At 70.3% G+C, this 14,216-nt stretch carries 15 protein-coding genes; 4 read left to right on the forward strand and 11 right to left on the reverse strand.

The features are described from left to right. Positions 1 to 144 precede the first annotated feature (144 nt). The gene (locus ABFX55_RS10915) at positions 145 to 1,113 is read left to right on the forward strand and encodes a LuxR C-terminal-related transcriptional regulator (RefSeq protein ID WP_346120097.1); all 969 of its coding nucleotides are present in this window, start codon (positions 145 to 147) and stop codon (positions 1,111 to 1,113) included. Positions 1,114 to 1,170: 57 nt separating this feature from the next. Here the strand turns inward: ABFX55_RS10915 and ABFX55_RS10920 are convergent, their stop codons facing one another. Together ABFX55_RS10920 and ABFX55_RS10925 are read right to left on the reverse strand one after the other, a co-directional pair. Beyond that, on the reverse strand, positions 1,171 to 1,512 hold the full coding sequence (locus tag ABFX55_RS10920) for a hypothetical protein (RefSeq protein WP_346120099.1): 342 nt from the start codon (positions 1,510 to 1,512) through the stop codon (positions 1,171 to 1,173). Positions 1,513 to 1,544: 32 nt separating this feature from the next. After that, on the reverse strand, positions 1,545 to 1,685 hold the full coding sequence (locus ABFX55_RS10925; RefSeq protein ID WP_346120100.1) for a hypothetical protein: 141 nt from the start codon (positions 1,683 to 1,685) through the stop codon (positions 1,545 to 1,547). Between the two features lie 337 nt (positions 1,686 to 2,022). Here ABFX55_RS10925 and ABFX55_RS10930 point away from each other — a divergent pair, with 337 nt between their 5' ends. Next, positions 2,023 to 3,090, forward strand: coding sequence for a GlxA family transcriptional regulator (locus ABFX55_RS10930; RefSeq protein ID WP_346120102.1), 1,068 nt, complete (start codon positions 2,023 to 2,025; stop codon positions 3,088 to 3,090). 428 nt (positions 3,091 to 3,518) lie between these two features. On the opposite strand, the gene ABFX55_RS10935 is transcribed toward ABFX55_RS10930, so the two are convergent. Genes ABFX55_RS10935 through ABFX55_RS10965 form a run of 7 tightly spaced genes read right to left on the reverse strand, consistent with a single transcriptional unit; the run spans position 3,519 to position 10,157 of the window. Next, entirely contained in the window at positions 3,519 to 4,472 is a 954-nt protein-coding gene (locus ABFX55_RS10935) for an N-acetylglucosamine kinase (protein ID WP_346120104.1), read from the reverse strand. Further along, on the reverse strand, positions 4,469 to 5,566 hold the full coding sequence (locus tag ABFX55_RS10940) for a hypothetical protein (protein WP_346120106.1): 1,098 nt from the start codon (positions 5,564 to 5,566) through the stop codon (positions 4,469 to 4,471). The genes ABFX55_RS10935 and ABFX55_RS10940 overlap by 4 nt, the downstream gene beginning before the upstream one ends. Next, a complete protein-coding gene (locus tag ABFX55_RS10945) occupies positions 5,563 to 6,309 on the reverse strand; it encodes a sugar isomerase domain-containing protein (protein ID WP_346120107.1) in 747 nt (248 codons plus the stop codon). Before ABFX55_RS10945 ends, ABFX55_RS10940 begins: the two co-directional genes overlap by 4 nt. Positions 6,310 to 6,319: 10 nt before the next feature. Next, positions 6,320 to 7,129 (reverse strand): carbohydrate ABC transporter permease, encoded by an 810-nt coding sequence (locus tag ABFX55_RS10950; RefSeq protein ID WP_346120109.1) that lies wholly within the window; start codon positions 7,127 to 7,129, stop codon positions 6,320 to 6,322. After that, the gene (locus ABFX55_RS10955) at positions 7,126 to 8,022 is read right to left on the reverse strand and encodes a carbohydrate ABC transporter permease (RefSeq protein ID WP_346120111.1); all 897 of its coding nucleotides are present in this window, start codon (positions 8,020 to 8,022) and stop codon (positions 7,126 to 7,128) included. Before ABFX55_RS10955 ends, ABFX55_RS10950 begins: the two co-directional genes overlap by 4 nt. Next, on the reverse strand, positions 8,013 to 9,257 hold the full coding sequence (locus tag ABFX55_RS10960) for an ABC transporter substrate-binding protein (RefSeq protein ID WP_346120113.1): 1,245 nt from the start codon (positions 9,255 to 9,257) through the stop codon (positions 8,013 to 8,015). The genes ABFX55_RS10955 and ABFX55_RS10960 overlap by 10 nt, the downstream gene beginning before the upstream one ends. A gap of 15 nt (positions 9,258 to 9,272) precedes the next feature. Next, positions 9,273 to 10,157 (reverse strand): MurR/RpiR family transcriptional regulator, encoded by an 885-nt coding sequence (locus ABFX55_RS10965; protein WP_183642262.1) that lies wholly within the window; start codon positions 10,155 to 10,157, stop codon positions 9,273 to 9,275. A gap of 176 nt (positions 10,158 to 10,333) precedes the next feature. On the opposite strand from ABFX55_RS10965, the gene ABFX55_RS10970 reads away from it, so the two are divergent. Then, on the forward strand, positions 10,334 to 11,971 hold the full coding sequence (locus ABFX55_RS10970) for a bifunctional metallophosphatase/5'-nucleotidase (RefSeq protein WP_346120115.1): 1,638 nt from the start codon (positions 10,334 to 10,336) through the stop codon (positions 11,969 to 11,971). 51 nt (positions 11,972 to 12,022) lie between these two features. Here the strand turns inward: ABFX55_RS10970 and ABFX55_RS10975 are convergent, their stop codons facing one another. Beyond that, positions 12,023 to 12,418: an ACT domain-containing protein gene (locus ABFX55_RS10975; protein WP_346116546.1), complete on the reverse strand. Its 396-nt coding sequence runs from the start codon at positions 12,416 to 12,418 to the stop codon at positions 12,023 to 12,025. A 39-nt stretch (positions 12,419 to 12,457) separates the two neighbouring features. Further along, a complete protein-coding gene (locus ABFX55_RS10980; protein WP_379479247.1) occupies positions 12,458 to 13,015 on the reverse strand; it encodes a fasciclin domain-containing protein in 558 nt (185 codons plus the stop codon). Between the two features lie 280 nt (positions 13,016 to 13,295). Between ABFX55_RS10980 and ABFX55_RS10985 the strand changes: the two genes are divergently transcribed. Beyond that, positions 13,296 to 14,039, forward strand: coding sequence for an alpha/beta fold hydrolase (locus ABFX55_RS10985; protein WP_346116555.1), 744 nt, complete (start codon positions 13,296 to 13,298; stop codon positions 14,037 to 14,039). Positions 14,040 to 14,216: the final 177 nt, after the last annotated feature.

Raw genomic sequence — 14,216 nt, forward strand, 5'->3', positions numbered from 1 at the left:
CCGCGGCGACGCCGCACGCGACGCACCTGCACGAGCCCAGGGGGAGCCTGCGCAGGTGGCGCGGACGGGGTGACGCCTCTGACACGTGAGGCACACGACTCGATCATTACGTTGCGGGGGCCGAGGATGCTCGAGGCTCTTGGCTTGGACACACTGGCCGAGAACACCTACAGACTTCTCCTGACGAACAACGATCTCGACATCGAGGGGATCGCCCGAGAGCTCGCCGTCTCTCCTGACGAGATCCGCCTGGCTCTGGACCGGCTGGCCGAGCTGGCCCTGCTGCGCCCCTCATGGGAGTCGCCGGGCACGCTGCGTCCCGTCAAGCCCGACGTCGGCCTGCAGTTGCTCCTCGAGCGTCAGCAGGCGGAGCTGCTGCGCCAGCAGCACCAGCTGGCGGAGAGCAGGACCGCGATCAGCCAGCTGGTCAGCGAGTACTCGGGGCCTGGCATGAGTGGTCCGAGCTGCGAGCCGCTGCGGGGCATGGACGCCATCCAGGCCAGGATCGAGCAGCTGGCGTCACGTGCCACGGCCGAGGTCGCGACCTTCATGCCGGGCGGCCCGCAGGACGCGGAGCTGATCAAGGCCGCGATGGTCGTCGACCAGCAGGTGCTCGAGCGCGGCGTGGCCATCAGGACCATCGCGCTCGACAGCGCGCACCGTCATCCCGGCACCATGGCCTACCTCCGGTGGCTGACCGAGGCGGGCGCGCAGGTGCGCACCGCGCCGGCGCTCCCGTTGCGCATGCTCATCTACGACCGGCGTGTCGCCCTGCTGCCCATCGACCCGCTCCACAGCGCGGCAGGAGCGGTGCAGGTCACCGATCGCGGGACGCTGACGGCAGTGCTCGCGCTGTTCGAGCAGTTCTGGGGGAGCGCCGCCCCGCTGGACGCCGAGCCCGCGGGGCCCGCGGGGGACGACCCCGGCCTCAGCCGCCAGGAGCACGAGTTGCTCAGGTTACTCATGGCCGGGCTCACCGACGAGGGCGCCGGCCGTCAGCTCGGTCTCTCGCCGAGGACCATCAGGCGGATGATGGCCGACATCATGAAGCGCCTCGACGCACGCAGCCGCTTCGAGGCCGGTGCCCGCGCCGCGGAGAGGAAATGGGTCTGAGCCCGCGCCCGGCCGCGGGAGCTGCGTGATCGGCGATCCGGCCGGCCGCACGCCCGCTCAGAGGAGGTCTGTGTGGGGTGGCGGCCTGAACATCATCGCGTCCAGCGCGAGGACGATCAGGTCCGCGCTCTGATGGGCGAGCGTCCAGCCGGCGAACTCGCCCTGGGTGTCCAGGATCCTGCTGATCGTGACGAACGCCGTGTCCTCGGCGTCCGCGAGGCAGCCCGAGACCAGGAAGAGCACGAGCGAGACCCCCTCCTGGTCGCTGCGGAGCCACGCGTGCTCGAGGCCGGAGCCCCCGGTCCTGGTCGCCTGGCGGAGTGACTCGCGCAGCAGGTCCTGAGCCACAGGGGAGACGCCACACTCGGTGGCCAGCAGGCGGGTCGTGATCACATACATCGCACCGGCTCCTTCGCGGGCGCCCGCGCCGATCAGCCCCAGATGTTGCCGTCGGTTATCACCTCGCCGGTGCCGGGGGCGGGGTCGGCCGCGTCGGCCAGGGCCGACCCGCCTCCCGCGACGAGCGCGAACACCGCTGCCAGGACCACTCCGGCGTGAGCCAACGGCTTCATGCGCACTCCCTCGTCCGTTCCTCCATGTGATGGAGCAAGTCTCGCCACAACCGCCCGCGCGCCGGAAGCCGGACCGGCGTCCTCATGCGGCCTGGTCCTCATGCGGCCAGCCCTGCAGCCGGGGCTCCCGCGCGGTCCGCCGCCGTTCTCGCCGGAGGCTCCGCGCTCCGCCGCCGTGCTCGTCCGGCCCTCTCGCTGGCCGGATCCCGCCGTGGCCGCATGTTGCCAGCCGCCTGAGGCCCGCGAGCCCTTCCCAGGAGGCCGTCTCCTGATGAGATGGGCCACATCGGCCCTTCCCCGCGACCCTGCAGCGCGAACACCTCGAGGAGATGATGGCGTGATCAGATCTGTCTCCGCATCCCGATCCCACTCCCGCACCTGCGTGCGACCGGACGACCGTCGCGGGCCGGACCTGACGAGCGCCGCACCACCGGCGCCCTTCCGCAGCGTGGTCGCCTACGTCATGCCAGGCGCGAGCTCGTTCGGGCTCAGCGTGGTGGCCAACATGTTCGTCGACCGTACGGCCATGGGCCTGCCCGCCTTCGACCTCACCGTCTGCGGCGACGACCTCGGCCCTCTGCAGACCGACATCGGCCTGGTCCTGCAGGTGGAGCACCGCCCTGAGGTGATGAAGGGCGCCGACCTGGTGATCCTGCTGCCCAGCGACGGCAGGCCGCTCAGGCTGCGCCCGCCGACCAGGGAGGCGATCACGGCCGCCCACCGCCGCGGCGCGATCGTCGCCGCGTACGACACCGGCACGTTCCTCCTGGCCGACACCGGTCTGCTCGCCGGCCGCAGGGCCACCACGGACTGGTCGCTGGCCGGGCAGCTGGCCGAGCGTCATCCCGAGATCGACGTGCAGTCTGAGTCGCTGTACGTCGACGAGGGCCGGCTCGTGACGGGCGCGGGCGCTGCCGCGGGCATGGACATGCTCCTCCACCTGCTGCGCCGCGAGCACGGCACCTTCGTCTCCACCACCGTGGCGAGCGAGGCCATGGTGACCTCGCGCAGGGAGAGCGGCCAGGTGTATTACGTGCCCGCACCGGCGAGTCCGGTCACGCAGTGCGACACCGACGACCGCGGCGTCGCCCGCCTCGCCGATGTGCTCGCCTGGACCGCCGCCCGGCTCGAACAGCGGCTGACGGTGACCGATCTGGCCAGGCGTGCGTTGATGAGCCCCCGCACCTTCGCCCGCCACTTCCGGGCCGCGATGGGCACGACCCCGCACGCCTGGCTGCGCGACCAGCGGCTCGACCGGGCCGAGGAGCTGCTGGAGACCACCGATCTGCCGATCCAGACGGTCGCGCAGAAGGTGGGGTTCCGTTCGGACGGCGTCCTGCGCGACCAGTTCATGAAGCGGCACGGTGTCTCTCCTCGCGCCTACCGCCACGCTCACCACCGGTGAAGGCCGCGAGCACCCGCGCTCCCTCCTCGGCCGAAGGCGCTGCCATCACCGTGACGGGTGTGGGGCTCGACGTGACCAGCAGGGCGGGCAGGGCGTAGCAGGCGCAGACGACGACCCAGGAGCACGATCGCGGTGATCACGGCGGTCCTCGGCCTGATGCGGCGAAGGGCCAGGAGCACCAGGCCGAGCGCGGCGTACAGGGTGAGGATCTCTCCGGGCCACAACGGCAGCCCGTGAAGGAGCCCGGAGCACCAGCAGCCCGAGGCAGCGGCGCAGGGTGCGGGCCGTGACGCCGGCTCCCGCGCTCTCCGCCGAGCGGATCTGGAGGGTGAAGGAGTAGCCGAACAGGCGGGCGCATCCTCCTTCCGTACGAGCGCGTCGGCCCCGGCCAGGCGATGGTGAGGTTCGGGGAGCGTTTCGGCGGACGGTCAGCAGGTGAACCGCGGGTGCGCGCGCACCGCCGCGTCCTCGCCCAGCCGCTGGAGCGCGGCGAGCCAGCTCGCCGCGCCCGCCGCGTCCCGCGCGGTGACGACGCAGGTCACCCCTCGCACCGCCCGCGCGGGGTCCTGTCCCCCCAGCAGGCCGAGTACGGCACGGCGGACCGGCCCCTCGCTGGTCAGGACGCTTCCCGCCAGCACGACCGGCCCCGCGCGATGCACCCGGACGGCCGAGGACACCAGGCGTTCCGCGGCCTCGCGAACGATCTCGCGGGCGAGCGGGTCGCCCAACTCGGCCGCCTGCCCGACCAGAGGGGCGCTGGCGGCCAGCGCCATCCTGTCGGCCTGCGCCATCCTGACGATCTGGTCGGCCCGCCGCCGGGGCGGCCCTGTCACGGCGAAGCGTCGCGTGACCAGCTCCACGAGCGGGCCGCCGGGCGAACCTCTGTCCAGGTCGCGGACGGCGGCCCGCACCCCGGCCCGCCCGATCCAGAAGCCGCCTCCCTCGTCGCCCAGCAGCCACCCGAGCCCGTCGGCGACGCCGTCGATCTCGCGGGCGGTGAACCTGGCGGCGGCCGCCCCCGTCCCGGCCAGCAGCAGCGTGCCCGACGGCGCGTGCGTGCCCGCGGCGTAGGCGACGTCCACGTCGCTGACCAGCCTGGGGGAGTGGGTCAGGCCCTGCTCGGCCCAGACGCGGCACAGCACGGCGGCGAACCCGTCGTCCGAGCCGGCCACCCCGGCCACCGACGCGGTCACCGAGTCAGGAGGGAGGCCGTGGATCGCCTGGCGCAGGGCCGCCGCGATCGCCTCGCCCGCCGCCGCGGGCCCGTGCGCGGCGGGGTTGCCGCCGCCCGCCGTGCCGTACCCGGCCCTGGCGCCTGAGGCGGTGTGCACCGCGACCCGGGTGGAGGTGCCGCCCGCGTCGACGCCGGCGAAGAGCATCATGAGTCCAGGCGCACCAGGCGTGCGGCGCCGGGAGCGAGCGGGAAGGCGGAGGGACCCGGCTGGTAGGAGCCGGTGGCCGGGTCGAAGGCGGCGGCCCTGGCGGCGAGCGTGACCTCGGTGCCGGCGTCGTGGCGGGCGTTGCACACGAACAGGTGCCGCGCGCCGTATCTGCCCACCACGACCTCGCCCCTGACGACGACGCCGTCCTCCAGGGGGCGCGCTCCGGCGGGCGGCGGGCCCGTGTGTCCCGTCGACATCCACGGCAGCCGCGACAGTTCGTCGCCCACCGGCCGCAGCCAGCGGGTGTTGAGGTCGCGCACGACGCCGTAGCGCTCGGTGGGCAGCCCGCCGTCCATCAGGGCGGGATGGAAGCCCTCTCCGCGTGACGGGTCGGGGGTCCAGTAGGTGAAGTACTGGACGCCGGTGTAGCCGTAGGCCAGCGCCGTGTTGACCTGCCAGGCGATCTCGGCGGCGGTGGGTGCGCGGTGCCCGTCGTAGGCGAGCGTCTGGACGTACATCCAGGCCGGCACGCCCGCCCTGGCGGCGTGGTCGCGGATCGTGGCCAGGTCGGCGAAGTAGCCGGCGTCCTCGCCTGAGGACAGGAAAGGGTAGCGGTCGAAGGAGAGCAGGGCAGGGCGGACGGTCGAGACGAAGTCGCCCACGTAGGCGTCGTAGGGGCCGGTGGCGTGGCTCGGGAAGAGGTTGACGTAGGCGAGGTGGCCCAGCGAGCGCACCACGGACACCCCCGCCGCCAGGCGCTCGAAGCGGTCGGGCAGCGGCTCGTCCATGAGGCTGATGCCGCGGAAGGAGCGGTGGCCGCGGTAGTCGTCGATCACCCTGCCGATGAGCGCCCTGGTCTGCTCCTCGCCGGGGTCCAGGTCGCGCATGAGCACCTCGACGCGTGGGTCGGAGGCGACCAGCACCTCCAGACCCGCCTCGTCGGCGCAGGACAGCGCGTGCCCGATGATGACCGTGTCGTTGAGGTAGTTGCCGGTGATGACCAGGTCGATGCCCGCGTCGGCGATCTCGCGGTAGCGCGCCACCGTGGTCTCGTGCGGAGGCGGCGGCCAGAAGGCCGCGATCGTCAGCGTCACAGCGCACCGATCCTGATCCGCCCCGCGTACCGCGCCTGCAGCGCCTCGTTGTGCGCGTCGGCGCCGGGGATGTTGGCGGACAGGTAGGTGGGCGGGACCATTCCCGCCGCGCTCAGCAGGCCGATCGCCTCCGCCACCATCAGCTGGACGGCCAGCGCCGAGGTGATCGAGGAGATGCCGCACACCGGACCGTGCTCGGTCTCCAGCACCGCGTCGCCGTACGGGGCGAGGTTGTCGATCACGACGTCGGCCAGCTCGAACAGCCGTTCGCCCGAGGGGTGGCGCGAGGTGATCGCGCTCGTGTGCGCCATGGACGTGATCGCGATGAGCGGCAGGGAGCGCTGCTTGACCAGCTTCGCCATCTCCACGGTCGAGCCGTTGCCACCGGAGTTGGAGGCGATCATGAAGACGTCGGCGGGCTCGATCGTGTGCAGGGCCAGCACCCGGTGGGCGGTGCCCGGGTCCCGCTCGGCCAAGGGGTCGAAGTCGCCGGGTTTCGCCGAGCCGAGCACCACGGGGTCGCGCAGGGCGAGCCGGTTGGCGGGGATCAGCCCGCCAGCCCGTCCCGCGAGTTCCAGCGCCGCCGCCTCGGAGTGGCCGGTGCCGTAGGCGTGCACCACCCCTCCGGCCAGCACCGCCTCGGCGATCAGCGCCCCCGCCCTCCTGATGGCGGGCAACTGACCCGTCACCAGCTCGTCGGTGCGTCTGCGCGCCTCGTCGGCGAAGGCTGTCACCAGGTCCACAGGGTGCTCCTCAACGGTTCATGCCGGCGGTGAGGCCGGCGACGATCTGGCGAGTGGCGAGGACGAAGAGCACGACCAGGGGGATCGTCGTCATCACCAGCCCGGCGAAGAGCGTCCCCCAGTCGTTCTGGAACTCGCCGAAGAAGTGGGTGAGCCCGACGGGCAGTGTGAGCTTGCTCTCGTCGCGCATCAGGACCAGCGGGTAGAAGAAGTCATTCCACAGGGGGACGAACTGGAAGACGATCACGGTCGCGATCGCCGGCCGCACCAGGGGCAGCATCACGTGCCAGAACGTCGCCAGCGGGCCCGCGCCGTCCAGCGAGGCGGCCTCGTCGAGCTCGTACGGCAGCTGCCGGAAGAACGCGGTGAGCACGAAGACGTTGAACGGGATCGAGCCCGCCGCGTAGACGAGGATCAGGCCCAGCAGCGAGTCGACCAGCCCCATGCTCTCCAGCAGGTAGAACAGCGGCAGCACGCCGAGGTGCGCCGGCAGCGTCATGCCGGAGATGAAGTAGGCGGTGAACAGGCTGCGCCCGCCGAAGCGCCTGCGCCCGAGCGGGTAGGCGGCCAGCAGCGACACGACGGCGCCGAGCAGCACCGCCGACACCACGACGATCACCGAGTTGACGACGTAGGTGGAGAAGGAGGCCTCGGTCCACGCCTTGGCGTAGTTGTCGAACGCCGACCCTGTGGGCAGTCCGATCGGATCGTCGAAGATCTCGCTGGTCGGCCGGAAGGAGCTCAGCACCATCACGACCAGGGGCGCCATGGAGAAGACGGCGTAGCCCCACAGCAGCAGCTTGATCCAGAGGGTTCTCACGTCTTCCTCCTCAGCACGCGCTCGAGCAGGAGGGTCGAGCCGAAGATGAAGGTGAACATGAAGACCGCCAGGGCCGAGGAGGTGCCCAGGGCGTTGACGTCGCCCGAGGCGAACGCCGCTCGATAGAACAGCAGGCCGAGCACGTCGGTGGCGCCCGCGGGGGCGCCGTTCGAGCCGCCGAGGGCGTAGACCAGCGCGAAGGTGTTCATGCTGCCGATGAAGCTCAGGATCGTGATGGTGGCCATCGCGGGGCGCAGCAGCGGCAGCGTGATGCGCAGGAACACCTGCCAGGAGGTCGCCCCGTCGGTCCTGGCCGCCTCGGCGTACTCCTGGGGGATGCCGCCGAGGGCGGCGCTGAACAGCAGCATCGGGAAGCCGACCCACTGCCAGGTGGTGATCAAGATCACGGTCGGCAGCGCCGTGGCCGGATCGCCCAGCCACGGCATCGCCAGACCGTCCAGACCCGCCCCGCGCAGCAGCGAGTTGACGGGCCCGAACGTCGGGCTCAGCAGCAGCGTCCAGAGATAGCCGATGACGAGCGGGTTGACCAGGTACGGCAGGGCGAACATCGTCTGCAGCGCGCGCTTGCCCCGCCGTACCCGCGACAGCGCGAGCGCGAAGGCCAGCCCCAGCGTGTTCTGCACCAGCATGGTCCCCGCGAACAGCAGGAAGTTGTGGCCGAGCGCGGGCAGGAGCTGGTCGAGGAAGGACTCGGTGAGCAGGCCCGCGTAGTTGGCGAAACCGACGAAGGTGTCGCGCAGCGTGCCCTTCCACGAGAACACGCTGTAGGTCAGGCCGGTGAACAGCGGGTAGACGACGAAGAGGGAGTAGAGGACGAAGGCGGGGATCAGGAACAGGTACGACGATCCCCGCCTGGTGGTGCTCAGAGCCATGAGGCCACGCTCTTGTCGAGCTGCTCGGCTGCCTGCTCGGCGGTGATGCGGCCGAGCAGCATCTCCTGCAGCGACTTGGAGAAGACGGTCTGCGAGGACGGGTTGCCGTACGCGAACTCGTTCATGAAGTATGTGGCGCCCTGCTTGTCGAAGGTGGTGGAGACCTCGTCGAGCAGCGGGTCGGTCGGCTTCACGCCCGGCACGGCGGAGAAGACGCTCAGCGTGTCGGTGAAGAGCTGGCCGTAGTCCTTGGAGGCGAGCCAGGCGGCGAACTTCAGCGCCTCGGCCTTGTGCCTGGTCTTGGCGCTGATGCCGTACGAGCCGTCGGTGAAGCCCGGCATCATGCCCTGCCCGCCCTTCGGCGCGGGCGGGGTGAAGACGCCCAGCTCGACGCCCTTGGCGTTCTCGGCGAAGAAGTTCAGCTCCCACAGGCCGCCGGGGAACATGGCCGCCTTGCCCGAGGAGAACAGGATCTGGGCGTCGGTGTAGGAGACGCCCGCCACGTCGTCGGGGAAGTAGGGCTTGAGCTTGTTGAGCTGGTCGATGCCCTCGACGAACGCCGGGTCGGTGAACGTCTTCCTCTTGGCCTTGACGTCGTCGAGGAAGGTGTCGCCGCCCCAGTTGGCGGTGCCGAAGATGCTGGCCACGATGGGCAGCATCCAGTCGTCCTTGCCGCCGAAGGCGAACGGGACGATCTTGCCGGCCTTCAGCTTCTCGGCCGCCGCGATCATGTCGTCCCAGGTCTGGGGCGGAGCGATGCCGTTGTCGGCGAAGATCTTCTTGTTGTAGATCACCTGAAGGGTCTGCACGGCGAACGGGACGCCGTAGACCTTGCCGTCCTTGTCGCCCTTGGCCGAGCGCAGCACGCCCTCGTCGTAGTCCTTGAGCCCGGGCACGTCGGAGGTCTCCAGCGGCAGCAGCCTGCCCGCCTCGACGAGCGGTTGCAGCTTCGCGCCCGCGCGCAGCCAGGCCAGGTCAGGGCCGCTGTCGCCGGCCAGGCCGGTGGACAGGATCGTGTCGTACTCGGTGGCGGTGGTGAAGGAGCGGGCGTCGACGTCGACACCGGGGTTGAGCTTCTCGTAGGCGGCGAACATCTTGTCGTAGTTCTCCTCGGGTCCCCATCCCCAGACGGACAGCGTGACCTTGTCCTGGGACTGGGCGGGGGTCGAGGGCGAGCTGGGCGCGCAGGCGGCGACCGACAGCACGATGGCGGCCGCTACGGGGGCCAGACGCATGGGGGGACTCCTGGATCAGCGTTGGGGCAGGCGGTGTTTGGCCACCGCCTCCGTGGCGGTGGTCAGCAACTGGTTACTGGTCTCGTGGGTGCGCTGGACGACGCCGATGTACAGGCAGTCCAGGACGAGCATCTGGGTGTGGCGGGCGGCCACGCCGCCGGCGCGGAAGGGGGTGTCCTGCGCCGCGGTGGTCAGCACGATGTCGGCGACCTCCGCAAGGGGGCTGCGGGGGAAGTTCGTCACCGCGATGGTGGTGGCGCCGCGCTCCTTGGCGATGGCCAGTGGCTCGACGACCTCGGCGGTGGTGCCCGAGTGGGAGATGCCGAGCGCCACATCACGGTGGTCGCGGGCGTTCGCGCTGCAGACGGCGCTGTGGACGTCGGGCCACAGCGCGCACGGCCGGCCGACGGCGTGCAGTCTGAGGTGCAGGTCCATGGCCACCCCCGCGCTGCCCGAGACGGCGAAGAAGTCGATGAACCTGGCCCGCACCAGGGCGGAGACGGCCCGGTCCACCGCCGCGACGTCGAGTTGCGCCGCGGTCTCCTCCATTGCGCGCATGTCGCTGGCAAGCAGGCTGCGCAGCACCATGCTCGCCGGGTCGTCGGGGGAGAAGGCGATGAGCGCGCTGTCGCGCGGGTTGGCGGTGGTACGGCCCTGTTCCGCCGCGAGGGCCAGCCTGAGCTCGGGGTAGCCGGTCAGGCCCAGCTCGCGGCAGAAGCGGGTGATCGTGGTCAGCGAGGTGGAGCAGCGTTCGGCCAGCTCCGTGATGGTGGAGGCGGCGACGGCGGCGGGCTCGGCGAGGATCGTCTCGGCGATGCGCCTGTGCGCGGCGGTCAGCGTGGGCTCGACCCCGCGGATGCGGGTCAGGATGGGTGAATAGTTCTCTGCGGGCTCGGCCATGGGAGGAATTTCCTCCATTTCACTCCAACATGTCAATAGTTCACCTGACTGACCTGGCCTTCACTCCTTGGCGATGTGAATAATTCCCCTGAACGATCACACTCGCGAGAGTCTTTACTTCCAGGAGCGCGCGTGTCTACGCTCGCCCCCGACAGAAACCCCCCGAAGGGACGCACATGCGCAACCTGCTCGCCGCGCTGCTGCTGGGCGGAACAGCCCTGCTGCCCGTCAAGGCCGACACGGTCGACATCCAGTTACTCGGAATCAACGACTTCCACTCCTCGCTGCCCTCGAGCGTCGCCATGACCCCCGAGGGCCCCGTCGAGGCGGGCGGAGCCGAATACCTCGCGGCGCACATGGACCGGCTTCAGCGCGACAACCCCACGGGCACGCTGAGGCTCGCGGCCGGCGACAACATCGTCAACAGCCCCGCGTCGGCCGTGATGCACGACGAGCCGGGGATCACGGCGCTGTCCCTGATGCGTCTGGACGCCTCCAGCGTCGGCAACCACGAGTTCGACCGCGGCCTGGCCGAGTTGCGCCGGCTGGAGAACGGCGGCTGCCACCCCATCGACGGGTGCGGCGTGAAGGGGTTCAAGGGCGCCTCCTTCCCCTACCTGGGCGCCAACATCATCGACACCACAACGGGTCGGCCCGCCTTCGACCCCTACATCGTCAAGGAGGTGAAGGGCGTCAAGGTCGGCGTCATCGGGGTGACCCACAAGAACTCTCTGTTCGAGGCGCCCTCTCCCACCGCGCCCCTGCAGGGCCGCGACGAAGCCGAGACGGTCAACGCCTACGTCGGCGAGCTCAAGGCCAAGGGCGTGCACACCATCGTCGTCCTGCTCCATCAGGGCGGCGGGCAGACCGGCGGGGGCCTGCCCAACCAGTGCAACAACCTGGCAGGACCGGTGAAGGACATCGTGGCGAGGTTCGACACCGAGGTCGACGCCGTGTTCTCCGCCCACACCCACAACGCCTACAACTGCGTGATCAACGGTATCCCCGTCACCCAGACGTCGGGACACAGCCGCGAGGTCACCCGCGTCAACCTCACCGTCGACCGCGCCACGGGCAACCCGGTCGCGGCGAAGGCGGACAACATCACCGTCACCCATGACATCAGGCCTGACATGCGGATCGCCGCCCTGCGCCGCCAGACCGACGAGCAGGCCCACCAGCTGATGAACCGGCCCGTCGGCATGATCGCCCGCGATCTCACGGCGACCAGGAACGCCGCGGGGGAGTCGACGATCGGCCACGCCCTCGCCGACGCCCGTCTCGGTGCGACCTCCTCCCCCGAGAACGGCGGCGCCCAGATCGCCGTCCAGCCCCCGTACGGCGGAGGCATCGGCGGCGATCTGTGGGTCTCGCCCACCGGCAACGACCTGCCCAACCTGGTCACCCACGGCGAGGCGATGCGTGTCCAGCAGTTCGGCAACATGCTGGTGACGATGACTCTGACTGGAGCCCAGGTGGAGCGGTTCCTTGAGCAGCAGTGGTGCGGACAGGGCACCGCGCGGGTCCTCGGTGTCTCGAAGGGCCTCACCTTCACCTACGACAACGCCAGGCCGACCTGCGACAGGATCGACCCGGCGACCATCAAGCTCGACGGCGCCGTCGTCGACCCGGCGGGCAAGTATCGCGTCACGGCCAACTCCTTCATCGCGAACGGCGGTGACGGCTTCAGTGTGCTGACCGAGGGAACCGAGCGGGTGGAGAAGGTCCGCGACATCGAGGCCCTCGAGGCGCACATCCGCTCCTCCAGCCCTCTCCAGCCCCCGGCGCTGGGCCGCATCACCCGCCTGAACTAGCGCGCCGCCGCCCGTCTGCCACGCGCGTGCCAGGCGGGCGGCCGCCTCCGGCTAGCCGTCGGCCGACTGCAGATGCCTGGTGTCCACCCGATGGCCCGCCTCTTCCAGGACGGCGACCGCCATCCTGGCCCTCTGCTCGGGCACGAGAACCAGGTCGGCGTGGTAGGTCGAGGCGACGAAGACCGGGATCGCCGCCTCGGCCAGCGGGCCCACGATCGCGGCGAGCATGCCGGGGACGTCGAGGTCGTGCGCCGTGGCGCCGCCGTACAGGCCGATCCAGCGCTCGCCCGAACCGTTCGGCCAGGTCTCGCGCACGACGGTGAGACCCTCGGGGGCGCGCACCAGCGCGATCCACTCGTCATCCTCGGGGAAGGTCGCGTGCGGCAGGTGGTCCACGGCGAACACCGACGGCACGACCTGCAGGCGCTGGGCGATAGGCGAACTCATGGAACGTGTGTACCAGATGCGCGGGAGGCGACGGCGGCGTCACTCCGGCATGAGGACCTTGTCGATGACGTAGACGGTGGCGTTGGCGGTGGGCACGTCGCCGCAGACGACCTTGGCCTCGTTGACCGTGTAGTCCTGGCCCGAGCCCTTGGCGGTCAGCCTGCCGCCCTCCAGCGTGGTCAGCTGCGCGTCGGTCAGGTCGGAGGGGGCCTTCTTGCCGTCCACCACGTGGTAGGTCAGGATCTTGGTGAGCGCCGCCTTGTCGGCCAGCACCCCGGCCAGGTCCTCCTTCGGGATCGCGGCGAAGGCGTCGTTGGTCGGCGCGAAGACCGTGATGGCCTTGGCGGAGTTGAGTGTGTCGACGAGCCCGGCCTTCTTCACCGCGGTGACCAGGGTCGACAGCTCCGGGTTGGTGGAGGCCGCGGTGGCCACAGGCTGGTCGGCGATCGCGGTGAGGCTGCCCTCACCCGAGGCGGGGACCGACGAGCACGCCGGCCCGAACGGCTCGGCGGCCGCGTGCGGAGACGCGGACGCGGAGGTGGCGCCGGCCAGCGAGGTGGCGAGCGTCATTGCTGCGGCGATGAGGATGCCCTTCATGGTGTTCTCCCATTGATCGTGATGAAATGTCTCCTCAACCCGGCTATTCGCTCCATATCGGGCCGCAGGCCGCCTGATCTGCCCCAAGCTTTCGCAAAGCGCGCATCCTCATCGCGTCGCGGGCCTCGTTCTCGTCGCTCCGGGCGGGCTCGTGCCGATCTTCCGTAGGAACCGGTCCGGCGGTACGGTCGAGCGCATCGCATCGCAGGGGCGCCGCTCCACCGTGCAAACGTTGTTGTCTCCGACAACCTCGATCCCAAGGAGGGCACCCGCCTTGTACATGCGGGAAACCGGTAATGCCGCTGGTCCTGTCCTGCTGCTCATCCACGGCGGCGGCGTGGCCGGGTGGATGTGGGAGAGGCAGATCGACCACTTCGGACCGGGCTATCGCGTTCTCGTGCCTGATCTTCCCGGTCACGGCCGCAGCCATGACGTGGCCTTCACGACAAGCGCGGCGGTTGTCGCCGAGCTCGCCGCCCACCTCGGGCAGTTCCCTGCCGGCACGGACATCACAGTGGCAGGTTTTTCGCTCGGCGCGCAGCTTGCGCTCGAACTGGCCGCATCCCATCCCGAGGTGGTCACACGCGTGGTCATCACCAGCGCGCTGACTCAGGGCATACCGTTGCCGAGCCTGAGCCACTGGTTCGTCAGGCTCACCGCACCGCTCGCCCGGCAGACCTGGTTCGCCAAGCTCCAAGCGAAGTCGCTGTACATCCCGGACGATCTCCTCGACGACTACATCCGCACCTCGAAGACCCTGCCCAGAAAGAGCCTGATCGCGCTGACCCGGGCCAATGCGGAGTTCCGCACGCCATCGGCCTGGCGCCGGTTCCCCGGAGCCGTCCTGCTCCTGGCCGGAGCGAAGGAACCACGAGCACTTCGAGAGGGAATGCGGCAGCTCGACCGTGACCACTCGACGAGCGAGCTGATCATTCACGAGCACGCGGGCCACGGATTGCCGCTGCAATACCCCGAGTGGTTCAATGCGCGCATCGAAGGCTGGATGTGCGCCAACCTCGCATGAACCGCCGAGATCGTCCGGAGTTCACGATGGGGTCGATGCACCACGGCGTCCGCTGAGGGAGAGAACTCTACGTTTATCCAGTTCGAGGCGGATGCGCGACGAAAAAGGGGCGGATGTGGGGAAATCAGGAGAGGATGTCCGGATGGATCCCACAGACAGCCCGGTTGGCTGGTCGCC

The sequence above is a fragment of the Nonomuraea roseola genome, assembly GCF_039535395.1.
GTDB lineage: Bacteria > Actinomycetota > Actinomycetes > Streptosporangiales > Streptosporangiaceae > Nonomuraea > Nonomuraea roseola.